This is a genomic window from Marivita sp. S2033, assembly GCF_046592965.1.
In the GTDB taxonomy this organism is placed as follows: Bacteria; Pseudomonadota; Alphaproteobacteria; order Rhodobacterales; family Rhodobacteraceae; genus Marivita.
On sequence record NZ_JBISBV010000008.1, the window covers coordinates 41755 to 65410 of the forward strand.

General features: G+C 59.3%; 20 protein-coding genes. 9 read left to right on the forward strand and 11 right to left on the reverse strand.

The annotated features are described in order from the left end of the window. Positions 1 to 26: 26 nt before the first annotated feature. From ACGKZZ_RS13595 to ACGKZZ_RS13625, 7 genes are all read right to left on the reverse strand, one after another. Entirely contained in the window at positions 27 to 992 is a 966-nt protein-coding gene (locus tag ACGKZZ_RS13595; RefSeq protein WP_411224120.1) for an ABC transporter ATP-binding protein, read from the reverse strand. Beyond that, positions 989 to 1966: an ABC transporter ATP-binding protein gene (locus ACGKZZ_RS13600; RefSeq protein ID WP_411224121.1), complete on the reverse strand. Its 978-nt coding sequence runs from the start codon at positions 1964 to 1966 to the stop codon at positions 989 to 991. The genes ACGKZZ_RS13595 and ACGKZZ_RS13600 overlap by 4 nt, the downstream gene beginning before the upstream one ends. Before the next feature lie 4 nt (positions 1967 to 1970). Then, a complete protein-coding gene (locus ACGKZZ_RS13605) occupies positions 1971 to 2876 on the reverse strand; it encodes an ABC transporter permease subunit (RefSeq protein WP_411224122.1) in 906 nt (301 codons plus the stop codon). Between the two features lies 1 nt (position 2877). Next, positions 2878 to 3885 (reverse strand): ABC transporter permease subunit, encoded by a 1008-nt coding sequence (locus ACGKZZ_RS13610; RefSeq protein ID WP_411224123.1) that lies wholly within the window; start codon positions 3883 to 3885, stop codon positions 2878 to 2880. Beyond that, a complete protein-coding gene (locus ACGKZZ_RS13615; RefSeq protein ID WP_411224124.1) occupies positions 3879 to 4988 on the reverse strand; it encodes a M24 family metallopeptidase in 1110 nt (369 codons plus the stop codon). Before ACGKZZ_RS13615 ends, ACGKZZ_RS13610 begins: the two co-directional genes overlap by 7 nt. Before the next feature lie 69 nt (positions 4989 to 5057). Next, positions 5058 to 6644 carry an ABC transporter substrate-binding protein gene (locus ACGKZZ_RS13620; protein WP_411224125.1) on the reverse strand — a complete coding sequence of 529 codons (1587 nt, stop codon included), beginning with the start codon at positions 6642 to 6644 and terminating at the stop codon, positions 5058 to 5060. 114 nt (positions 6645 to 6758) lie between these two features. Beyond that, positions 6759 to 7688 (reverse strand): LysR family transcriptional regulator, encoded by a 930-nt coding sequence (locus tag ACGKZZ_RS13625; RefSeq protein WP_411224126.1) that lies wholly within the window; start codon positions 7686 to 7688, stop codon positions 6759 to 6761. A gap of 111 nt (positions 7689 to 7799) precedes the next feature. On the opposite strand from ACGKZZ_RS13625, the gene ACGKZZ_RS13630 reads away from it, so the two are divergent. From ACGKZZ_RS13630 to ACGKZZ_RS13645, 4 genes are read left to right on the forward strand one after another with little or no spacing between them, the layout of a single operon-like run. Further along, a complete protein-coding gene (locus ACGKZZ_RS13630) occupies positions 7800 to 8960 on the forward strand; it encodes an acyl-CoA dehydrogenase family protein (RefSeq protein ID WP_411224127.1) in 1161 nt (386 codons plus the stop codon). Beyond that, on the forward strand, positions 8961 to 10055 hold the full coding sequence (locus tag ACGKZZ_RS13635) for a CaiB/BaiF CoA transferase family protein (protein ID WP_411224128.1): 1095 nt from the start codon (positions 8961 to 8963) through the stop codon (positions 10053 to 10055). Then, positions 10055 to 10897 (forward strand): MaoC family dehydratase N-terminal domain-containing protein, encoded by an 843-nt coding sequence (locus ACGKZZ_RS13640; RefSeq protein WP_411224129.1) that lies wholly within the window; start codon positions 10055 to 10057, stop codon positions 10895 to 10897. The genes ACGKZZ_RS13635 and ACGKZZ_RS13640 overlap by 1 nt, the downstream gene beginning before the upstream one ends. Next, complete coding sequence (locus ACGKZZ_RS13645; RefSeq protein WP_411224130.1) at positions 10891 to 11679, forward strand: HpcH/HpaI aldolase/citrate lyase family protein; 789 nt, start codon at positions 10891 to 10893, stop codon at positions 11677 to 11679. Before ACGKZZ_RS13640 ends, ACGKZZ_RS13645 begins: the two co-directional genes overlap by 7 nt. Before the next feature lie 49 nt (positions 11680 to 11728). Here ACGKZZ_RS13645 and ACGKZZ_RS13650 read toward each other — a convergent pair whose 3' ends face one another. The 3 genes from ACGKZZ_RS13650 to ACGKZZ_RS13660 all read right to left on the reverse strand — a co-directional run bounded on the left by ACGKZZ_RS13650 (position 11729) and on the right by ACGKZZ_RS13660 (position 14469). Beyond that, positions 11729 to 12877, reverse strand: coding sequence for a CaiB/BaiF CoA transferase family protein (locus ACGKZZ_RS13650; protein WP_411224131.1), 1149 nt, complete (start codon positions 12875 to 12877; stop codon positions 11729 to 11731). Continuing rightward, a complete protein-coding gene (locus ACGKZZ_RS13655; protein WP_411224132.1) occupies positions 12877 to 14091 on the reverse strand; it encodes an acyl-CoA dehydrogenase in 1215 nt (404 codons plus the stop codon). The genes ACGKZZ_RS13650 and ACGKZZ_RS13655 overlap by 1 nt, the downstream gene beginning before the upstream one ends. A gap of 207 nt (positions 14092 to 14298) precedes the next feature. Further along, the gene (locus tag ACGKZZ_RS13660; protein ID WP_411224133.1) at positions 14299 to 14469 is read right to left on the reverse strand and encodes a PLD nuclease N-terminal domain-containing protein; all 171 of its coding nucleotides are present in this window, start codon (positions 14467 to 14469) and stop codon (positions 14299 to 14301) included. 252 nt (positions 14470 to 14721) lie between these two features. Here ACGKZZ_RS13660 and ACGKZZ_RS13665 point away from each other — a divergent pair, with 252 nt between their 5' ends. Genes ACGKZZ_RS13665 through ACGKZZ_RS13685 form a run of 5 tightly spaced genes read left to right on the forward strand, consistent with a single transcriptional unit; the run spans position 14722 to position 19636 of the window. Next, the gene (locus ACGKZZ_RS13665) at positions 14722 to 16146 is read left to right on the forward strand and encodes a circularly permuted type 2 ATP-grasp protein (protein WP_411224134.1); all 1425 of its coding nucleotides are present in this window, start codon (positions 14722 to 14724) and stop codon (positions 16144 to 16146) included. A 4-nt stretch (positions 16147 to 16150) separates the two neighbouring features. Then, positions 16151 to 17092 (forward strand): alpha-E domain-containing protein, encoded by a 942-nt coding sequence (locus tag ACGKZZ_RS13670; protein WP_411224135.1) that lies wholly within the window; start codon positions 16151 to 16153, stop codon positions 17090 to 17092. A 21-nt stretch (positions 17093 to 17113) separates the two neighbouring features. After that, on the forward strand, positions 17114 to 17911 hold the full coding sequence (locus tag ACGKZZ_RS13675; RefSeq protein WP_411224136.1) for a transglutaminase family protein: 798 nt from the start codon (positions 17114 to 17116) through the stop codon (positions 17909 to 17911). A gap of 29 nt (positions 17912 to 17940) precedes the next feature. Next, a complete protein-coding gene (locus ACGKZZ_RS13680; protein WP_411224137.1) occupies positions 17941 to 18681 on the forward strand; it encodes a peptidase in 741 nt (246 codons plus the stop codon). Between the two features lie 4 nt (positions 18682 to 18685). Continuing rightward, positions 18686 to 19636 (forward strand): carbohydrate kinase family protein, encoded by a 951-nt coding sequence (locus ACGKZZ_RS13685; protein ID WP_411224138.1) that lies wholly within the window; start codon positions 18686 to 18688, stop codon positions 19634 to 19636. A gap of 229 nt (positions 19637 to 19865) precedes the next feature. On the opposite strand, the gene ACGKZZ_RS13690 is transcribed toward ACGKZZ_RS13685, so the two are convergent. Then, entirely contained in the window at positions 19866 to 23504 is a 3639-nt protein-coding gene (locus tag ACGKZZ_RS13690; RefSeq protein WP_411224139.1) for a DUF4214 domain-containing protein, read from the reverse strand. Positions 23505 to 23656 lie beyond the last annotated feature (152 nt).

Consider the following 23656-nt stretch of genomic DNA (forward strand, 5'->3'; position numbering starts at 1 on the left):
CGGTCTATCACCGGATCGGGCCATTTTTATGCTTGCCCGACATTCTCGGGAAAGAAACAGGCCGCAACGTGACGACCGTCGCCCAGCTTGGGCACTTCGGCACGGCACTTGTCTTGCGCTTTCCAACAGCGCGGCGCGAAGGGGCAACCATCGGGAATTGCCAATGGCGACGGCAACTCGCCTTGAAGCTTGATGCGTTTCTTCACGCCGGCCGGATCAGCCTGCGGCGTCGCGGATAACAGAGCGACGGTGTAGGGATGTTGCGGAGCGTCAAACAGCTCTTCCTTCGGGCCTTTCTCAACGGCGCGGCCAAGATACATCACGATCACTTCGTCAGCGACGTGGCGAACAACGCTCAGGTCGTGGCTGATGAACAAATAGGCAAGCTGGAGCCGCTCCTGCAATTCCAGCAGCAGGTTGAGGATCGCGCTCTGGATCGACAGATCCAGCGCCGAAACCGGCTCGTCAAGCACCAGCACCTTGGGATCGAGCATCAGCGCGCGCGCAATGGCGATACGCTGGCGCTGACCGCCAGAGAACATGTGCGGATAACGATCGAAATGCTCGGGGCGCAGGCCCACGAGTTGCAACATCTCGCGCGCCTTGGCCTCGCGTTCGGTCTTCGACAGGCTGCCGTTGATGACCAGCGGCTCCATCAGAATGTTGCCGACGCGCTGACGCGGATTGAGCGATCCGTACGGATCCTGAAACACGATCTGCACCGACTGGCGCAGGTCGGCCCAATTTTCCCGCTGTACAGGCTTGCCGTTCAGCGTGAGCGTGCCTTCTGTCGGTTCCTCGATCATCGCGACCATGCGGGCGAGTGTGGACTTTCCGCAACCCGACTCTCCGACCACCGCGAGCGTCTTGCCGGGCGTCACCTCGAAATCGACACCGGCCACCGCTTTCAGGAGGCGGGGTTTCTGGAACAGCCCGCTGCTGACCTCGTAATGCCGCTGCAATGCGGTCGCCTGCATCACAGGGGTCGTCATGAGGCAATCCTTTCATCGGTATTGAGCGGATAAAAGCAGCGCGCATATCCCAGATCCTCGCCCAGTGGGGGCGGCGGTGTGGATTTGCACTTGGCATCGGCGAATTTGCAGCGCGGCGAGAACAGGCACCCCTCAGGCCGATCAAACTGGCCGGGCACGACGCCGGGGATCGTCGGCAGCATCCGTTCCGTTGCCCGCTCCGGCAGCGCATCGAGCAAGGCTGCGGTATAGGGGTGATGCGGCGAGGCGAACAGATCACCGACCGGCTGTTCCTCGACCTTTTGGCCCGCATATTGCACGCTGACACGTTCGGCGGTTTCCGCAACGACGCCCATGTCATGGGTGATGAGCACAAGGCCCATCCCGGTCTCGTCGCGCAACGAGGCCAGCAGATCGAGGATCTGCGCCTGAATGGTCACGTCAAGCGCCGTCGTCGGCTCGTCAGCGATCAGGAGCTTGGGTTTGCAGGCAATCGCCATGGCGATCATCACGCGCTGGTTCATGCCGCCCGAAAGCTGGTGTGGAAACGCTGACAGCCGTTTTTCAGGATCGGGGATGCCCACCTGCTCGAACAACTCGATCGCGCGGGCGTGGCGGTCGCGGCGGCTCAGCCCAAGGTGAAACCGGAGGGCTTCCTTGATCTGCCAGCCGACGGTGAAGCACGGATTGAGTGACGACATCGGTTCCTGAAAGATCATCGCCAGATCATTGCCCACGATCCGGCGCCGCGCGCGGTTGTCGATGTTCAGGAGGTCATGGCCGTCAAAGCTGATCTCGTCGGCGGTGATGGTTGCGGTCCAGGGCAACAGGCCCATGACCGCGAGCATCGAGACCGACTTTCCCGATCCGCTTTCGCCGACGATGGCCAGGATTTCCGACGTGCCCACGTCCTGATCGACGGCATCGACGGCCCGGAACGAACCGGCAGAGGTGGCGAAATCGACGCTGAGGTTTCGGATGCGCAATAGGGTCATGGGCCTAGCTTCGCTTCAGTTTCGGATCGAGCGCGTCGCGAAGGCCGTCGCCCATGAGGTTGATTGCCAACACGGTGACAAGGATCGCGAGGCCGGGGAACGTTACCACCCACCATGCGCGCAGGATGAATTCGCGCGCCTCGGCCAGCATGGTGCCCCATTCCGGGGTCGGGGGCTGTGCGCCCATGCCAAGGAAGCCCAGAGCGGCGGCATCGAGGATCGCGGTCGAGAAGGACAGCGCCGCCTGTACGATGATCGGCGCGAGACAGTTGGGAAGGACGGTGACGAACATGAGCCGCAGGTATCCGGCACCGGCGACGCGGGCGGATGTGACGTAATCTTTCTGCTTTTCGGACAGTACGCTGGCGCGCGTCAACCGTACGTAATGAGGTTGCAAAACGATCGCGATGGCGATCATCGCATTGGTCAGCGATGGCCCGAGGATAGCCACCAGAACCAATGCCAGCAGCAGTGACGGAAAGGCCAGGATGATGTCCATGATCCGCATGATGATGCTGTCGAGCCATTTCGGCGCGAAACCGGCCACAAGCCCGATCAGAATGCCGCCAGTCGCGGCGACGGTCACGACCACGATGCCGACAAAGAACGAGAACCGCGCGCCGACAATCAGACGAGAGAGCATATCGCGGCCCAGCGGGTCGGTCCCCAGAACGTATTTCCAACTGCCACCCTCTTGCCAGAACGGCGGAACCAATGTGTCAGCGCGGAACTGCTCGGTCGCGCTATGGGGCGCGATCCACGGGCCGAACAGCGCAAGGAAGGCAAAAACCGCAAAGATCCAAAGCCCGATGACGGCCCCCCGGTTTTCGCGGAAATAAAACCAGAATTCGCGCAACCGGCCCGGCCGGTCGTTGACCATCTTCGCTTCGGCGGAAAGAGCGTCGTCCATATCAGCGCTTCCTGATCTTGGGGTTGATGATACCGTAAAGCATGTCGACAGTCAGGTTGACGACCATCACCATCACGGCGATCAGGAGCAGTCCGCCTTGAACGACCGGATAATCGCGCCGGAAAATGCTATCGACCATCCATTTGCCGATGCCCGGCCAACTGAAGATCGTCTCGGTCAGGATGGCCCCGGCAAGCAGGGTGCCGACGCTGAGGCCGATCACGGTGATGACGGGGATCATCGCGTTACGCAAAGCGTGAATCCCGTTGATGCGCCCCGGCGACATGCCCTTGGCACGAGCGGTGCGGATGTAGTCCTCGCCCAGCACTTCGAGCATGGCAGACCGTGTCTGGCGCGCGATGACGGCAAGCGGGATGGTTCCAAGCACGATGGTCGGCAATAGCAAGTGCAAGACAGCAGAGGAAAAAGCGCCCTTTTGACCCGAGACCAGACTGTCAATCAGCATGAACCCGGTGGCATCGGGAAAGTAATACATCAGGCTGATGCGCCCCGACACGGGGGTCCAGCCAAGGTTGCCCGAAAAGACGATGATGAGAAGCAGGGCCCACCAGAAAATCGGCATTGAATATCCGACAAGTGCGGTGGACATCAGCGCGCGGTCAAAGAACTTGCCCCGGTTTACGGCGGCGATCACACCAGCGGGCAGGCCAAGCAACACCGCGAAGATCATGGCGCAGATGGACAATTCCAGCGTGGCAGGGAAAAGCGCGAAAAACTCATCGAAAACGGGGCGCTTGGTGACGAAAGAGGTGCCGAGGTCGCCTTGCATCACGCCTGTCAAATATTCCCAGAACTGGACGTAGATCGGTCGGTCAAAGCCGAATTGCGCAGACAACTCGGCATAGCGTTCCTCGCTGAGCCCGCGTTCACCGGCCATGACGACAATCGGGTCTCCGGGCAGCGCGCGGATGAAGCTGAAGGAAATCAGCGTCACACCGATGAAGGTGGGAATAAAGGTCAACAGACGGCTGAGGAAATAATTCAGCATGACAACACCGTCAGCTCCTTTGTGAAGTTGGTCAGTGTCTTGCACCCATCCTCGGTGACGAGAACATCATCCTCGATCCTGACACCGAAGTTACCGATTTCGTACAGACCCGGTTCATTGGTGTAGACCGTTCCAGCTGGCAGAACCATGTGATTGCCGCGCATGATATAGGGCGCTTCATGTACGTCGCGGCCCAGACCGTGACCGGTCTTGGTGCGGATGCGATCCGCGAAAGGAGAGGCTTCCAGAACGCCGGTCACCGCATCGTCGATGTCATGTGCGGTGACGCCCGCGCGGGTGATGGCAAGACCGGCCATATTGGCCCGAAGAACGGTGTCATAGACGGCGCGGCCTTCATCGGAGACGTGATCAAGGAAAACGGTCCGGGTGATGTCGGCGCAAAAGCCGTCTTTGCGTGCACCAAAATCATACAACAGCGCGTCGCCCGCCTTGACGGGGTAGTCATGCCGCGCTTTGGCGTGCGGGCGCGCCGAGCCTTCGCCTGCGGCAACGATTGGCGCAAACGCCAGATCGTCAGCGCCTTCTGCGAACAGGCTTTGAACCAGCATCTGTTCGATGTCTTTTTCTGATTGCCCCAGTCGCACACTGTCCAGCGTTCGCGCCAGCGCGCGCTCGGAAATGTCGATGGCAAGCTGCATCGCGGCGATGTCGGCATCGGTCTTGATCATCCGGAGCGCGGAAATCTCGCGCTCGGCGTCGATGATCTTCAGGTCGGGTTGCGCGGTCTTGAGCGCATGATGCACGAAGACCCGCATGATCTGCCCTTCGACGGCCAGAGAGTTGATCGACAGGTGGCGCGTCAAATCGGTGAACGCTGCATCATACCCGTCCTGATCGCGCCAGTCGAACACCGCGCCATCGAAACCGACCAAATCCCAGCTTCCCAATTCGAGGTTCGGCACCAGCGCGGCGGCAGGGCCGTTTGCCGGAATCACCAGAACGAACGGACGCTCGTGACTCATGAAGCTGTGCTGCACGACGCGGGTGAAATTCGGTCCTGGCACAAGCGCTACAGCGTCAACCCCAAGGTCGGACGCAACGGCGGCATAGTCGGTGAGGCGGTCGGCGAGGGATTCGGACAAAGGAATTTCCCGTCAAAAAAAGAAAAAAGGAGGCGGCGAGAATCGCGCCGCCTCCGGTAACACGAGGTTTTACTTCAAGCCAACCTGATTGAAGATGTGACCACCCAGCGGGTGAACAACGTAACCGTCAACCTCGGGGCGCATGGTCATGTAGACAACCGAGTGTGCGATCGTGGCCCAGGGCGCCTGATCCTTGAAGACAAGCTGCGCTTCTTCATAGAGTTTCGCGCGCTCTTCCTGGCTCGACAAGGTCTTGGCCTTGTTCACCAATTCGTCGAACTCCTCGTTGCACCACATGGCGCGGTTCGATCCGCCAACCGCGTCGCAGCTGAGCAGAACGGCAAGGAAGTTGTCGGGATCGCCGTTGTCGCCGGTCCAGCCCAAAAGAACGGCGCCGTCGCGGTCCTCGGCCTTGGAGCGTTCAAGATACTCGCCCCATTCATAGGACACGATCTCTACGTCCACGCCGATTTCGGCCATGTCAGCCTGCATCAGCTCGGCCATGCGGCGCGCATTGGGGTTGTAGGGGCGCTGCACCGGCATCGCCCAGATCTTCATCGACAAGTCCGAGACGCCTTCTTCTTCCAGCATCTTCTTGGCCGCTTCGGGATCGTAAGCATCGTCCTCGACGGCCTCGTTATAGGACCACATGGTCGGTGGGATCGGGTTCTTGGCGATCTGGCCCGAGCCCTGGAACACCACGTCGATGATCGCCTGCTTGTCGATCGCGTGATTCAGTGCCTTGCGGACCTTCGGATTGTCAAACGGTGCAACCTTGGTGTTGTAGGCCAGATAGCCCACGTTCAGACCTTCCTGCTCCATGACCACGATGTCTTCGGCATCCTTCATCGCCTGAACGTCGGCGGGGTTGGGATAAGCCATGACATGACATTCGCCAGCCTGCACTTTCTGGTACCGCACGCTCGCGTCAGGTGTGATCGCGAAGATCAGGCTTTCGACCTTTGCCTTGTCACCCCAGTAGTCATCATTGCGAAGATAACGGATCACTGCATCTTTCTGATAGGCTTGGAAGGTGAATGGGCCAGTGCCGATGGGAGCCTGATTGAGCATCTCGGGGGTGCCCGCTTCCTGCATCGCGTCGGCGTATTCCTTCGATACGATGGATGCGAAATCCATCGCCATGTTGGCGATAAACGGTGCCTCGGGCCGGGTCAGGTTGAACTTGACGGTATAGTCGTCGACCTTTTCGATGCTCTCAACGAGATCCGGCATCGACATGCCGCCGTAATACTCCCACGTTCCGCCGGAATACGAGTTGTACGGATTGTCCGGGTTGCCTTGGCGATCAAAGCTGAAGATCACGTCATCGGCGTTGAAGTCGCGGGTTGGCGTGAACTGGTCATTGGAGTGAAACTTCACGCCCTCGCGCAGCTTGAAGGTGACCGTTTTGCCATCTTCGCTGATTTCCCAGCTTTCGGCGAGACCGGGAACGACTTCTGTCGTGCCGACCTTGAACTCGGTCAGATGGTCGTAAATCGGGTGGCTGGACGCATCAAAGGTCGTGCCGGATGTATAGAGCGCCGGGTCGAAACCTTCGGGCGACCCTTCGGAACAATAGACCAGCGACTGGGCAGACGCGGTGACGCCCATTGTCGCCATCAGCAAGCTGCCGGCCAGTGTGATTTTGAATGACATTCTTCTCTCTCCGTTGTTGTGAGACGTTTTTTATATGCGGCAACCGGACCTCATCTGGCTCCGATCGTCAAGTCCACAAGATAAACGGCTCGTGGGGCGAACGGTGAAAAAAGTTTATTTTACCGGTGCCAAACGGGCCGCAGCCCACTCACCATTCGTGAGCAGATTTTGAATGACGTCGCGTAATAGATCGCGGATCGCGTGCTGCGCGCGGGTGACGGGGCGACCGGCAGGATAGATCAAATGGGCACCGCGCCAAAGACCCGGATCCGCAATCCGGCTGATCGCAAGACTGCCGTCGCGCGATTCGTCCAATACCGCATGATACGGCAGGATAGACGCGCCGAACCCGGCCGCGACCAGACGTTTGATGTTGATATACGAGTCAATCTCGACAGCGATCGTCGGTTCGATCCCGACCGCTCCGAGTGCCGCGTCGATCTGGATGCGCAATCCGTGCGCGTTGCTTGGCACGACCATCGGAACACCGCGCAATCCGGCGAGGCTCATCTCGGCCAGACACTCGGTCTCGCCACGCCAGAGCACGACCAGTTCCTCTTCCAGCATGAGTTCGGAGACAGCGTTGGTGCCCCGCGCGGCCTCGTATAACACAGCGATATCGACGCGCCCCTCGGTCATCCAGTCCGAAATGAACCCGCTCATCGCTTCTGCAATGTTGAGCTTGATGCGCGGGTACTTCGCGCGCGCCGCCGCGATCAGAGGCAGGGCAACGATGCCGCTGATGGTGCCGGTCAAGCCAATCCGGACGACGCCGCTCGGATCGGTATCAAGCGTTCTGACGTCATCTTCCGCGCGCGCCAGATCGTCGATGAGCGTCCGCGCGCGGCGCGCCAGCAAGTCTCCCGCCTCGGTCGGCGTTACGCCCGAGCGGCTGCGGTCAAGCAGGCGCGTCCCCAGCGCGTCTTCCATGTTCTTGACGTGCATCGACAATGCCGGCTGCGCGACACGCAGCGTCTTCGAGGCGTTGGTGATCGAGCCATGCTCAACAATCGCCAGAAAATACCGCAGTTGCTTGATGTCCATCGCCAAGTTCCATGCCAATAAGTTATGAGAGTTATCTAAAACATATATTTGTGCAATGGCGGTGCCGAAGTTACCGTCGCACCAACCTCATTTACCCATGTAGGATACGCCATGAATTTCCTGTCCGACGATTATCAAGATATCCGTGACGGCGTGGCTGCGGTGTGCGCGCAGTTCCCCCCAGAATATCACCGCAAGATCGATGCGGAGCGCGGTTATCCGGATGAATTTGTAAATGCTCTGACCCGTGAGGGTTGGATGGCGGCGTTGATTCCGGAGGCGTATGGCGGCTCTGGCCTTGGTCTTCTCGAAGCCAGTGTCATCATGGAAGAGATCAACCGCGCTGGCGGAAATTCCGGAGCATGCCACGGGCAAATGTACAACATGAATACGCTTGTGCGACACGGTTCCGAAGAGCAACGCAAGCGTATCCTGCCCAAGCTGGCAAGCGGCGAATTGCGGCTTCAGTCGATGGGCGTGACTGAACCGACGACCGGAACGGACACCACCAAGATCAAGACGACCGCCGTCAAGAAGGGCGACAAATACGTCATCAACGGGCAGAAAGTCTGGATCAGCCGGGTCCAGCATTCCGACCTCATGATCCTGCTGGCGCGGACCACGCCGCTGGCCGAAGTTGACAAGAAATCCCGGGGGCTTTCGATCTTTCTCGTTGATATCAAGGACGCGATGAAGAACGGGATGGAGGTCAAGCCGATCCCGAACATGGTCAACCACGAGACCAATGAGCTGTTCTTCGACAATCTTGAAATTCCCGAGGAGAACCTGATTGGCGAAGAGGGGATGGGGTTCAAGTACATCCTGACCGGGCTCAATGCCGAGCGGGCGTTGATCGCTGCCGAGTGTATCGGCGACGGCTATTGGTTCACCGACAAGGTGACGGCCTATGTCAACGAACGCATCGTGTTCGGACGCCCGATCGGGCAGAATCAGGGGGTGCAATTCCCGATTGCCGAAGCGTTTATCGAAATCGAGGCCGCGAACCTGATGCGCTACAAGGCCTGCGCGCTTTATGATGCGGACAAGCCATGCGGAGCAGAGGCCAACATGGCGAAATACCTCGCCGCCAAAGCCAGTTGGGAGGCCGCCAACGCCTGTATCCAGTTCCACGGCGGGTTTGGCTTTGCCAACGAATACGATGTCGAACGCAAGTTCCGCGAAACGCGGCTTTATCAGGTGGCGCCGATCTCGACCAACCTGATCCTGTCCTATGTCGCGGAGCATATTCTTGGTATGCCGAGGTCGTTTTAAGTGTTGCCGCTGGAAGGATTGGAAGTTGTCGCCATCGAACAGGCGGTGGCAGCACCGTTCGCCTCGTCGCGCCTTGCGGACGCGGGCGCGCACGTCGTCAAGGTCGAGCGCCCGGAAGGCGATTTCGCACGTGGTTATGACGATGTGGCTGCCGGTCAGTCGAGCTATTTTGTCTGGCTGAACCGGGGCAAGGAAAGCGTGACGCTCGATTTGGCGTCGGAGTCGGGCAAGGCGGCGCTGGCCGAGTTGCTGGGCAAGGCCGATGTGCTGATCCAGAACCTCAAGCCCGGCGCATTGGCACGGCTGGGCTTCGATGCCGACCGGTTGCAAAGCGACTATCCGCGTTTGATCGCATGTTCGATCTCGGGTTACGGAGAGTCCGGGCCGATGGCGGATCGCAAGGCCTATGATTTGCTCATCCAGGCGGAAAGCGGGCTCTGCTCGATCACCGGAGGACCGTCGGAACCGGCACGCGTGGGTGTGTCCATCGTCGATATCGCAACCGGAGCGACAGCACATGCCGCAATTCTCGAAGCGTTGATCCGGCGCGGCATCACCGGCAAGGGCGCCCAGCTCTCGGTGTCGATGTTCGATGTCATGGCCGATTGGCTGACCGTGCCGTTGCTCAACCATGAGGGCGGCAAGACCCCCGAACGGGTCGGTCTCGCACATCCGTCGATCGCGCCTTACGGAGTTTTCGAACCAAAGTCCGGCCCACCCATCCTGATCTCGATCCAGAGCGACCGCGAGTGGGTCAAGCTGTGCGCCGAGTTTATCGGCGACGCTGCGCTGGGCACCGATCCCCGGTTCGCCACCAATGTCGCGCGCGTTGCAAACCGCGTCGAGACCGATGGGATCGTGGCTGCGGCGTTTGCGAGATATGACGCATCCGACGCAATTGACGTGTTGACGGATGCCAAGATCGCGCTTGCATCGGTGAATGATATGGCCGGATTGTCGAGCCACGCCCAATTGCGCCGCGTGACCGTGGATAGCCCCAACGGCCCGGTGTCGTTCCCCGCACCCGGCACGGTGTTTGTCGGGGAAGAGCGCTCTTACGGGCCTGTCCCTGCTTTGAAAGCCATGGAGGGGTGATGATGGATTTGGACATCGACCATCTTCGCCAGTGGATCGGGCGGGAGCAGATCGACACGGAGATGCTAACACCCACCTTGGTGCGTCAGTTCAATGCGACTTTCGATCGTTGCGGCGATGTAAAAACGGGCGATGTGGCTCCCTTGCTTATCCATTTCTGCCTGACGCAACCGATCAGCCCCCAATCCGAACTTGGGCCGGACGGCCACCCGGCCCGCGGAGGATTCCTGCCGCCGGTGCCCCTTCCGCGCCGGATGTGGGCCGGCGGCGCGTTCGAATTTCATGGCGATATCCGTGTCGGAGAGAGGGTTGAACGCCGGTCCACGATAAGGGACGTCACGTTGAAACATGGTCGGGCCGGGCCGCTTTGCTTTGTTAGCGTCGAACACGAAATCTCAAGCAACGGTCGCGCCGCGCTGACCGAGCGGCAGGACATCGTTTACCGCGACGTTCCCCCGCCGGGGCAACCTGCGATCAAACCTGCCGACCCTGCGCCGTTGGGAACTCATAGTCGGCAGATCGAACCGACCGCAACGCTGCTGTTCCGCTACTCCGCGCTGACCTTCAACGGACATCGTATCCACTACGACAAGCCCTATGTCACCGAGATCGAGGGCTACCCCGGCCTTATCGTGCACGGACCGATGCAGGCGACATTGTTGTGCCAGACAGCGGCCGATCTGCGCGGCACACCGCCCAAATCTTTTGAGTTTCGCAGTGTCTCACCGATCTTCGACAATGCGAATTTCACGGTCAACGCCGCGGAAGAAGAGGGCGGGCTCAAGCTGTGGATCGCGCGGGTCGGAGGGCCGGTTGCGATGGAGGCACATGCAAAATGGTGATCCAGTATCGCTCCCTGCTATTCGTGCCCGCCACGCGCCCCGACCGGTTTGCCAAAGCCGCGGCGTCAGGCGCCGATGCGGTAATCCTTGATCTTGAGGACGCCGTAGCCGATGCGGAAAAAGACCAAGCGCGCACTGCCCTGCGCTGGAGCGAAGCGGGTGTTCCCTGCTTTGTCCGCGTGAATGCGCTTGGAACGCCGTGGCATGATGCGGATCTGGCGGCTGTCCGTGATCTTCCCATCGCCGGGATCATGTTGCCCAAATCCGAAGAACCGGACGAGGTGGCCCGGATTGCATCGGGATTGGGTGGCCGAAACTTGATTGCCTTGATCGAGACAGCGAAAGGCCTAGCCAATGCCCGTGCCATCGCCGCTCTGGAAGGGGTGGACCGGCTGGCGTTCGGGTCGGTCGATTTCTGCTCAGACATGGGGTGCGCGCATGAGCGCGATATTCTTTTGCCGGCACGGTTCGAACTGGTCCTCGCGTCCCGCCTCGCGGGCATCGGCGCGCCGATTGACGGGGTGACGGTGCGACTGGACGATGAAGCCGAGATCGCCTCGGACGCCCGCCACGCGCGCGATCTGGGGTTCGGCGGCAAGCTGTGCATCCATCCAAAACAGATCGCTTGTGTAAAGGAAGCCTTCGCGCCGAGCGACGCCGAAATTGACTGGGCAAACCGCGTTCTGGCCTCGGGCGACGGGGCGGTGTCGGTTGACGGCGCGATGGTGGATGCGCCGGTCAGGGCTCGCGCGAGGTCCATTCTTGCGGCTCGCCAAATTTAAAATCGGATAGCAGTGTCTCCGCTATCAGCGGATCAAAAGGCCCGGTGCATCAGTCGGGCCAGCCGGAACCCTTGATCAAGGCGGTGTGCTCGCCCAGTTTCGGCGCTGTGCGCGACAGCGACAGGTCGGACGCGCCAAAGCTGATCGGGGTGCGGACACCGGGCACGCCCTCGGGCGCGACCTTGAGCGCGCGGTGCTGGATTTGCGGGTCGGAAAACACCTCTGCCACGGTGTTGATCGGGGATGCCGGAATCTTTTGCGCCTTGAGTGCGGACAGCAGATCCGCCTTGCTCCATAGGGCCGTCGCCTGCTTCAGAAGCGGCACCAGTTCACCACGATGCGCGACCCTCCCCGAATTGGTTTTGTAGCGCGCGTCGTCGCCAAGTTTGGCAAGGTTCAAGACCACGCAAAGACGCTGAAACTGGGTGTCGTTGCCGGCGGCGATGATGATGTCGCCGTCCGAGACAGGGAACACCTCGTAAGGTACGATATTGGGATGCTGGTTGCCCATGCGTTGCGGCGAGGTGCCTGTGGCGAGGAAGTTCATCGCCTGATTGGCGAGGCTTGCGGTTCCGGCGTCAAACAGGCTCATGTCGATGTGCTGACCGTGCCCGGTTGCGTTGCGCGCGGCAAGAGCGGCTTGTATCGCGATGACGGAATAAAGCCCGGTATAGATGTCGGTGACAGCAACACCGACCTTTTGCGGCTCGCCATCAGGATCGCCGGTGATCGACATCAGTCCGGACATGCCTTGAATCAAGTAATCGTACCCCGCGCGATCGGCATAGGGGCCGTCCTGACCAAAACCGGTGATCGAGCAATACACGAGCCTAGGGTTCCGCTCTGCCAGCGATGCATAGTCGAGGCCGTATTTGGCCAACCCGTCAACCTTGAAGTTCTCGATCAAAACGTCCGCATCACGCGCCAACTCTCGCACGAACGCGCGGTCTTTTTCGACCGTCAGATCGGCGGTGACAGAGTACTTGCCGCGATTGCAGCTATAGAAGTAGGCAGCCGATGGCGAAGCTTCGCCGTCACGTTCGATAAACGGCGGCCCCCATGTACGGGTGTCATCCCCGCCCGGACTCTCGACCTTGATGACGGTGGCACCAAGGTCTGCCAGGGTTTGCCCGACGAGCGGACCCGCGAGGATGCGGGCCAGTTCCAGGACTTTCAGTCCCTCCAGCGGAGCAGACATCAGAAGAACGCCTGAAGACCCGTCTGCGCGCGTCCGAGGATAAGCGCGTGCACGTCATGCGTGCCTTCGTAAGTGTTGACGGTCTCAAGGTTCTGGGCGTGCCGCATGACGTGATATTCCGCCATGATGCCGTTGCCACCGTGCATGTCACGCGCGTGGCGCGCAATGTCGAGTGCCTTGCCACAATTGTTGCGCTTGATGAGACTGATGGCTTCGGGAGCGGCGGTGCCTGCATCCATCATCCGTCCCACCTGCAACGCGGCGTGCAGGCCCAGCGTGATTTCCGTCTGCATGTCGGCGAGCTTTTTCTGAAAGAGTTGCGTCTGCGCGAGCGGACGCCCGAATTGCGTGCGCTCCAACCCATATTTCCGGGCGCGATGCCATGAATCCTCAGCTGCCCCCATCACCCCCCAAGCGATGCCATATCGCGCGCGGTTGAGGCATCCGAACGGACCTTTGAGCCCCTCGACACCCGGCAGCAATGCGTCTTCGCCAACCTCCACATCGTCCATGACGATCTCGCCGGTGATCGATGCACGCAAGGACAGTTTGCCGTTGATCTTGGGAGCCGACAGCCCCTTCATGCCCTTTTCAAGCACAAAGCCACGGATCTTGCCGTCATGCGCCGCGGATTTGGCCCAGATGACAAAGACATCGGCGATCGGGCTGTTGGAGATCCACATCTTGGCCCCGTTGAGGACATAGCCGCCTTCGGTCTTTTTGGCCGTCGTTTTCATGCCCGCGGGGTCTGATCCGGCATCCGGTTCGGTCAGTCCGAAACAGCCGATCGACGTGCCTGCCGCGAGACCGGGCAGATATTTCTCACGCTGTTCATCGCTTCCATAGGCGTGGATCGGATACATCACCAGGGAGCTTTGAACGCTCATCATGGAGCGGTAGCCGCTGTCGACCCGCTCGACTTCGCGCGCGACAAGGCCGTAGCTCACATAATTCGCGCCAAGCCCGCCAAACTTCTCGGGAATGGTCACGCCCAACAACCCCATGTCGCCCATCTCGGCGAAGATCTCGGGCGCAACGCCCTCGTTGAGATACATATCCGACACGCGCGGCGCGAGTTTGTCGGCGGCATAGGCCGCAGCACTGTCGGCAATCATGCGCTCGTCTTCCTCAAGAGAGGCGCGCAGACCCAACGGGTCTTCCCAGTCGAATTTTGCCAATGATGGTCCGTGACCCGATTGCGATGCGTCCAGCATGTCCAAGTTCCTCTTTCCAAGATGTGCCGACTGTCGTTCGACCGGATCGAGCTTCGGCGTCTTTCCACTATGCCGTATATGTAGCGTTTACGACGGTCAGCGGAAACAGTTACTTCACATCTCATCCCACGCGAGTCGCCACACGCGAAAAAGCGACAGCGGTTGTTGCCGCTGCCGCTTTGGCATTCTGCCTCAGGTTTGAAACGTCTATCCCTTCGGGCCTGCGATCAGCCAGATGATGAAACCGACCACCGGCAGGATGAGGATCAGCAATGTCCACAGCACCTTCGCACCGGTTGACGCCCCGCTGGACCAGATTTTGACCACCGCATAGATGTCGGCAATCAGTACCAACAGTCCCAGAATTCCATATTCCATTGTCACGCTCCTTTGATAAAACTGTGATGACAACGCGGGCTAAGAGACGCTTGTTCCAGTGATGGTGATGGTTTCAACCGGGCAACACGGGCGAGTTGGCGTATTTCGATCGCCGTTTCGGTGACGAATTGACAAATGCGTGACCAGTGGAACCCTTTGATCTGACATCAAACATTCCAGGCATTTCAAACTGCGAGGATGCGCGATCCAACAATGGGTTGTGGTCTGGCCCACAGTGCGCAACGCTACGGCATGACAGAACAATCCACATTCGACGAGATGTGGGGCCACGACGGACAGTTGCGTGAGCCTTACAAGAATTACCACTCCTGGTTCGATCAGGAGGATCCAAAACGATTGCGCGCCAAGAACCGTGAGGCCGAAGAATTGTTCCGCCTCACCGGAATCACGTTCAATGTGTATGGTCGATCAGAGGCCGAAGAGCGGCTCATCCCGTTCGATATAATTCCACGGATCATCTCTGGCGCGGAATGGGCAAAGCTGTGTCGCGGCATCGAACAGCGCGTGCGCGCCATCAATGCCTTTCTGCACGACATCTACCACACGCAGGAAATCCTGAAGGCCGGTCGTATCCCCAGAGAGATGATCGCGAGAAACGAGGCATTTCTGCCCCAGATGATCGGAGCCGATGCGCCGGGGGGCATTTACACCCATATCGTCGGAATTGACCTCGTGCGCACCGGGCCGGGCGAATTCTTCGTGCTCGAAGACAATGCGCGAACGCCCTCCGGGGTGAGCTACATGCTCGAAAACCGCGAAACCATGTTGCAGATGTTTCCAGAGCTGTTTTCCAAAAACCGGGTTCAGTCGGTGCAACAATATCCAACTGACCTGCGCCGCTCGCTTTCCGCATGTGCGCCCAAAATGACGGACGGCACACCGACGGTCGCTGTTCTGACACCCGGTATTTATAACTCTGCCTATTTCGAGCACGCCTTTCTTGCCGATCAAATGGGCGTCGAGCTGGTGGAAGGGCATGATCTACGTGTCGTCGACGGTCGGGTGGCCATGCGAACGACGTGTGGATACAAGCCCATCGACGTGCTCTATCGCCGCGTCGACGACGAATTTCTCGATCCGCTGAACTTCAACCCCGCAAGTCAACTTGGCGTGCCGGGTATCATGGATGTCTACCGCGCGGGCGGCATCACAATCGCGAATGCGCCCGGAACCGGAATTTCCGACGACAAGGCGATCTATTCCTACATGCCCGAGATCGTCGAATTCTACACCGGCGAACGTCCGCTGCTGCAAAACGTGCCGACGTGGCGCTGCTCTGAACCGGATGCTTTGGCATATGTGCTCGACAATCTGGAAGATCTTGTCGTCAAGGAGGTGCATGGTTCGGGTGGCTACGGCATGCTCATCGGACCGACGGCGAGCAAGAAAGATATCGCTGCTTTCCGCAAGAAGCTGAAGGCGCGTCCCAAAAATTACATTGCTCAGCCAACCCTCAGCTTGTCGACCGTGCCGATCTTTACAAAGCATGGTCTTGCACCGCGGCATGTCGATTTGCGGCCCTATGTGCTGGTCAGTCCGGACGGTATCAAGATCACTCCGGGTGGGCTGACGCGCGTGGCCCTGAAACAGGGGTCGCTGGTCGTCAATTCGTCTCAGGGGGGCGGAACGAAAGACACTTGGGTGCTGGAGGAGTAACGACATGCTGGGCAAAACCGCAAACGGGCTCTTCTGGATGTATCGCTACATGGAAAGAGCCGAAAACACTGCACGTCTGATTGAAACGGGACAGCGCATCGCATTGACCCGTCTCAATCAAACCGATGGCGAATGGGCGTCGGTGCTTAAGTCGGGTGATTGTTGGGCCGGCTACAACGCGGCCCATGACGAGGTGAGCCGCGATCTCGCGATTGACTGGATGCTGCGCGACAAGGACAATCCGTCGTCCGTCATCTCGAGCATTTCGGCCGCGCGGCAAAACGCACGACTGGTTCGCACCGCGATCACCGGAGAAGTGTGGGAGGCGGTGAACTCTGCCTTCATGTCGCTCAAGCAAAACCTGTCGCGTCGGGTGGGTGAACGGGATTTGCCCGCCATTCTGCGGCTGATACGCCAGCATTCCGCTTTGGTGCGCGGTGTCACGATCGGCACAATGCAGCGCAATGATATCTATGATTTCGCGCGCCTTGGCACGTTCCTCGAGCGCGCCGACAACACGGCCCGCATACTTGATGTGAAATACTACGTTCTGCTGCCCTCGGCCCGTTCGGTCGGCACGTCGCTCGACAATGTTCAATGGGAGACGATCCTGCGGTCCGTTTCGGCGCGCGGCGGCTTCCGTATGGAATATGGCGGCGGCGGCGGACCGCGGGATATCACGCATTTCCTGATCCTTGACCGGCGAATGCCACGCTCGCTTGCCTTTTGCGCAAGCAAGCTGTGCAACAACCTCAAGTACCTTTCGGAAAACGGAGAGTACGGCCAGGCTTCTATCGATAGGGTCGGCGCGTTGCAGAACGGCCTTTTATCCAGAAACATCGACGACATCTTTGAACACGGCCTGCACGAATTTCTGCAGCAAACGCTTCGGGAATTGACGGGCATTTCACATCAGATCGAGCAGGATTTCAGGTTTTATGACTGACATTATCATCCGGACAAGCTCATGCGATTGAGAATAGAGCACACAACCCGCTACCGGTTCGACACACCGGTGATCTACGGGCTTCAGCAACTGCGCAAAACGCCGAAAAGCACATATAACCAGACCGTCGAGCGCTGGGAAACCCGAATAGATGGCGGCAAGAAAGAGGTCGTGTTCGAGGATCACCATCGTAACACGACCGAGTTGATCAGCTTTGCGCCGGATGCACTGGAACTGTCGGTGCTCAGCCAGGGGGAGGTCGAGATTGAAGATACAGGCGGAGTGCTCGGAGGCCATATCGGCAACACGCCGCTGTGGCTATACGAGATGACCACGCCGCGCACTCAGGCCGGAGCGGGCACGCGCGCTTTGATCAAGGGGTTTGCCGACACCGCAGATGTCGTTCAACTTCACGAGTTGTCAGAGCGTATTCGCACGGCGGTGCCCTATACATTGGGCGCGTCGGAACCGAATTGGTCGGCCGAGGACGCGCTCGCGGCTGCGCAAGGGGTCTGCCAGGATCACACTCATATCTTTATCGCCTGCGCGCGCGCGCTTGGCATCCCGGCGCGGTACGTCTCGGGCTATCTGATGCTTGACGACACCACCGCGCAGGACGCGATGCATGCCTGGGCCGAAGCCTTTGTGCACGGTCTTGGTTGGGTCGGCTTCGATGTCTCGAACGGTATTTCGCCCGACACACGTTACGTTCGTGTCGCAACAGGGCTGGACTATTCCGATGCAGCGCCGATATCTGGCACGCGGATCGGCGGGGCCAGAGAAAACCTACAGGTCCGTATCAACGTGGTACAACAATAAGGGCCGACCAAGTGACATATTGCGTGGGAATGATGCTTCGCCGCGGGTTGGTTTTCATGTCGGACACCCGCACCAATGCCGGGCTCGACAATATCTCGACCTTCAAGAAAATGGCGATTTGGGAAGAGCCGGGTGAACGCGTGATAACGCTGCTCTCGGCGGGGAACCTGGCCACAACCCAAGCCGTCATCAGCCTGCTGGACGAACGCAGCAAGCAACCCGAGGATCGTACGTCGTCGCTCATGCAGGCGCCTTCCATGTTTCAGGCCGCCTGTCGCGTCGGTGACACACTTCGCGAGGTGATCAAGGATCACACCGACACCGGCCAGCGCGCGGAGTCGTTCGGGGCGACACTCATTTTGGGCGGTCAGATCAAGGGCAGCCCGCCGCGCATGTTCCTGATCTATCCAGAGGGTAATTTCATCGAGGCCGGAGAAGACACGCCGTTCTTCCAAATCGGTGAAATAAAGTACGGGCGCCCCATTCTCGTGCGCGCCTATGATCCGGACCTCTCCTTTGAAAGCGCGTTGAAACTGCTTTTGGTCAGTTTCGATTCAACGCTCAAAGCCAATCTTTCGGTGGGTGCGCCGCTGGATTATTTTTGCTACGAAACCGACAGTTTGCGCAGTGACAAGACTGGACGCGTCGATGCCGAAAACCCACAATTCCAGTTGATTTCCAATGGGTGGGGCGATGCGCTGCGGCAGGCGCTCGAGACGCTGCCGGACGTGTCAATAGGAGCTGACGGCGGCATCCTTACAGGAGATTGACACTATGAGCACACGTCCTGTCATTGGCGTCGGCGGAGAGAATTTGATCGATCATGTAACGCGCGACGGCGCGGTGACGGCGTTGCCGGGGGGATCACCCTTCAACGTCGCCCTGGCTCTGGGTCGGCAAACTGCGGATGTGCGCTATCTCACACCGATCTCGACCGACCGCTGGGGTGATCTTCTGGCCGAAACGCTTGAAGCTTCGGGAGTGACGCTGAGTGGTGGGCGTGTGGCAAAACCCAGCACGATTGCCCGTGTGACAGTGACCAACGGGATTCCGACCTACGATTTCGAGCGCGACGGCACTGCGGAACGGGCTGTCACACCGCAATCTCTGGCCGCCATCATGCCCGACGACATCGCGGCGCTTCACACCGGATCACTGGCGCTGACCGAAGGCCTGGATGGTGCTGCGTGGGAAGAAACCTGCAAATCCGCGTTCGAAAACGGGACGTTGGTCTCGCTCGACCCGAATGTCCGCCTGTCGGTGCTTCCCGATCCGGACAGCTTTCGCGACCGCATCTTCCGGATGATGAGCGCGACAGGCCTTCTGAAACTCAGTGACGAAGACCTCGAAGGTCTTTGCCCCGGTCAGACGCAATCCGCCGCAATAGAGTCTGTGCGTGCAAAAACGTCGGCGGCGCTGGTTGTGCTGACCAGAGGACCTGACGGTGCGTCCGGATGGATCGGCGACACGCGCATTGATGTCACGGCACCGCCGGTGCCGGATCTGGTCGATACGGTGGGTGCGGGGGATACGTTTATGGCGACTTTGCTGGCAGGTCTGGCACGGCTCGACGCGCTTCCGCCAGAGAGATTGCGGCGGCTCAGTCGCGACGAAGTCGAAGGACTGATCCGCCGTGCCGGTTTGGCAGCCGCCATAAATTGTGGACGCGCCGGATGTAACCCGCCGACATTGAGCGAGCTTGAGGCAGCATTGTCGGCGTCTTGATCGGCGTTTCCCCAGGATGACGAATTTATGTTTGCGCTTGGGATGTAAGGAATTTTTAACAGTCCGGTGCCTAATAAGGGCGACAATTGGGTCACACCTGCCCTTATCTCGACACTGGAAGACGTCATCGCTCGTGAATTTCCTCCTCTCGATCCTTCATTTCTGCCGCATCGCTATGCACACGCTTGGGGCCGCAAAGGCGTGGCCCTCGGCCCCAAGCAGGTCGGTTTCAGATCGCGAACGCGTCTTCCGCCAGTCCGACCACCTGTATGAGGAAAGCGTCGGTCGCGCCGTCGACGATTTCGGAATAGAACGCATCGGTTTGCGCCATGCTGGATTGCAAAGTCGAATCCGACCCATCGAAACCCTGCATGATTGCGTTGGCGTTCTCCACGTCGGACATACCGCGCGTCACCGCAAAATGCCCGCCGAGCATCGTCTTGCCGGAAAGGTACGCGGCATCTTCAGCACCGCCCGAAGGAGCCTTGGCACCAGCCAGAATGGCCTGAATGAACGTCGGCGGTGTGATGCCACTGTCGGTCTCCAACTGGTTGAGCCAATATGTCAGGCCAGCGGCGTCTGGGTCTCGCCCAAGGACATTCTGGTACACCGTGGTGACGAACTCCGTCGCATCATCGATGCCGCCATACAGCGCACGCGTTTCAGGTTGGTCGAAAAACGAATCTGCGATGTGATCGAGCGTCATCCCGTTGGCGAGTTGGTCTCCCCAGTAACACAGCCCGACCGCGTCGGGCGCGCGATTGAAATAGGCGATGTAAAGCTCGGTCAGTGCGATCAAGTCGTCGCCATTCAACGTCGCAATGCCATCGAACATCTCGACCGACATCCCGCGTTCTCCGAAAGGGGAAACCTCGCTGTCGAAATCCAGCCACTCCACATCGCGCGCCGAGACGGTGTCATTAAGAGGAGAGGCGCGATTTTCAACTGAGATGCTGTCGCCAGAAAGCCGCAACGTGTATGTCGACTGATCCCCTGACAGGACCAGAGTATCGACGCCGCTGCCGCCATCAACTGTGTCGTTGCCTCCGCCGACGATGATCCGGTCATCCCCACCAAGCGCCTCGAATGTTTCGGCCACGCCGGTTCCGGTCAGCGTATCGGCGTCATCGGTGCCGCTGACGACGGAACTTGCTCCTAAACCATCCGACGATTCCTCGATAAATGGCCCGACGATTGCATCCGGCAGATCCATACCGGCTCTATCAGAAAGCCATTCGGCGATGCGACCGATATTCGCGGCCACCGCGGAATGAACGGTGTCCGGTACTTCGAAACCGCTGGGCGGCGCCTCTCCATAGACAGTTGTGTAATGCACCATTGATGCAAGAAAATAGAGCGTCGGGGTTCCGTGCGGGCCATCATCCACAAAGAGGTCGTTCGCACCGAGACCTGTCAGTCCCAGACTCGGGTCGCCGATCATGGCGGCGATCTGGGGGCCGACGCTGATCAGGCGCACGTCCAGATCGGGTCTCGCATCGCGAACCATGTCGGTCAACGACACCCACCAATCGTGCCATTCGCCGGTCATGTAATCTCGCCACGCCGCCAACTCGCTGTCGGAGGGTGGAAAGGACGAGATAAAACCCTCCATCTCGGGCCATGTCTGATAGATGTTGATCGCAGCTCCGGGCGCGCGGGCTTCTGCCCAATCTATGATCCGCAGGGCGGATTGGACCGGCGACGTTGTGGGATCAATCCAATACGGGCTGTCGGGGGATTGGTCCTGAACGAAATTCACCGCTGATATCGTGATTTGGTTGAAGCCGGCATCCGCAAAGCTCTGTCCGGAATCGCGATCCCACGCTTCTGTCACTCCATCGATGGTGATATGCGGGTTTGCTGGAAGATCATCGTGCCGGGTGAGCATCCCCGTTTGCATTGCTGCAGCATAGGAATGCCCGGCTGTTTCCGCCATTGCATCCATCCAATATGCAACCGACAGTTCCGGGTTGCCGACAGCCCAGACATACAAGCTGTTGCCGAAAACGTATTCGCGTACATCGCTAGCTGTTCCGGTGGGGTCGGGAACTGGGTCTGGTGTCGGTTCCGGGTCAGGCATCGGTGCCGGCTCTGGGTCGGGGATCGGATCAGGATCGGGCTCTGGGTCCGGTTCTGGCGCCGGGACAGGATCGGAATCCTGAGGGCGCGTTCCCCAAATGCCATCCTTCATATGATCCGGGGCAGGGTGGCTCTGGTTGAAATCGACGACCGCATCATGGCGCGCGGTGTCGTCAAGAAGGTGTCGCAAAGATCCCCAGCTTCCCCACTGGTTCGGTTCAGACACGTCGACAAACGCATTGAACAACGTGCCGCCAGCAGCCTCCCATCCCTCGAGCAGTTCGGTATAAAGCTGTCCCATTCCGTCGGAGTAGTTCAGGTAAGTGAAAAACTCCGTCAGGGTTTCGTTTCCGGCCCATTGGCCAATGCCGACCACGTGCGTTCCACCTTCGTACATCACAAGGTCCAGACCTCGCGCATCTGCGACGGATTTGTGGTAGCGGAAAAGTTCGAACAATCCCTCAAGGGAATCTTCGGCATTGCCGGTCACCGATCCGTCACGAAGTTCGCGCACGGCCAGATCTTCGGCCAGGTCGAACCGGTGATTGGCGACATATGCAGTCGCGGCCGCGCCGCTCAACCCTTGGGACGCGGCGTCCTGACGCGCCTGCGCTTCGCTTTGTGCAATCCAGTTCAGAACCGTTGTGGCCTTGGCATCTGTACCAAGGCTGTTTCCGAAATAGCCAGTGATGGCATATGTGTCGAAGGACAGGTATGGCGCGTCGTTTGCCGGGTTTTGAGCCTGCCACGCCGGCGCATCGAGGATCGCGTCTTCCAGGCCGGGCCAGTATGTGTGCGTCGAGATGACCTTCACAAGCTGGTCTTCGGCCCCCGAATACACCTGATCCAGAACGCGGGCCATTTCGGCCGACCGAGCACCGTATTCCTGAACCCATCCGTCTCCCAAATCCTGCCCAAACCGCTCTTGTGCCGATTGAGCAGCGTCCTGCGCCTGCTCGAACATCCAGTTCCAGACTTCGTTGGACATTTCGATATGGGCACGCAGGTCGGGGTTCAGGTTGTCGCGCACATAGGACGCGAATTCTCGAATGTATGTCTCGTCAGCGTGCCAGGGAATGTTGAACCACGGCTCTGTCCCTGTTTCATTGGCCAGTTCCACCATCACCTCGAGGGGCACGCCCCCGTGATAGGTGTAATGGCTTTCTTGCGGCCGCTCTGACCAGCTTTGCAGAGTGGAATCGTTGGTTTCCTGCCAGTCCATGAAGCGCAGAGCGTGCACATCGCCGATCACATCAAGCCAGAGCGGGTTGAACAGGTGACCGGCTTCGTACGCATCGATGTGTTCCTGTTTCACCACTTCGATATTTCGCAGATAATCGCCGCGGCCTTGTGGATCAGTTGCACTGATCGACAGGGTGACCATGCCATCGCCCGTCGGGCGGTAATCGAACCAGATTTCACCGTCACCGCGCGATACGATTTCCGCACCGTAAACCGTGATTTCGCCCGTGCCTTCATAGCTGAGCCGGTAGAGCCCGCCGGTATAGGTGGCATCTGCCGGCATTTCCGTCAGAATAAAGGTCTCGATCCGCTCAATACCGGGCGGAATGTCCGTGACCCATCCATTTGCATCAAGCGCTCCCATCGACGCCAGATCTTCTGCCATATAGGCGCCCCATTGACTGTCGGTATGCGCGTGCCAGGGTCGCGCGGTTTTGAAGACGTCCAGGAACGGTTGTTGCACGCTCCAGTCAACGACTCCTCGAAGTCCAAACGCCATCGCAGCGGCAGAAGTTTGCGTTCCAAATACGTCGATCTCGGATTCCATGTCCCACTCCACTGATCCTCGAGGCCCCCACCTCGTGTCTTGAGAGAGCGGTTATGAACGTGATGAAATTGGGGCGGATCGGTGGCATCGAAATGGAGTGCAATTGTTCGAAACGTAGGGAGAATACACGCTGCAACGCAGTGATCATTGCA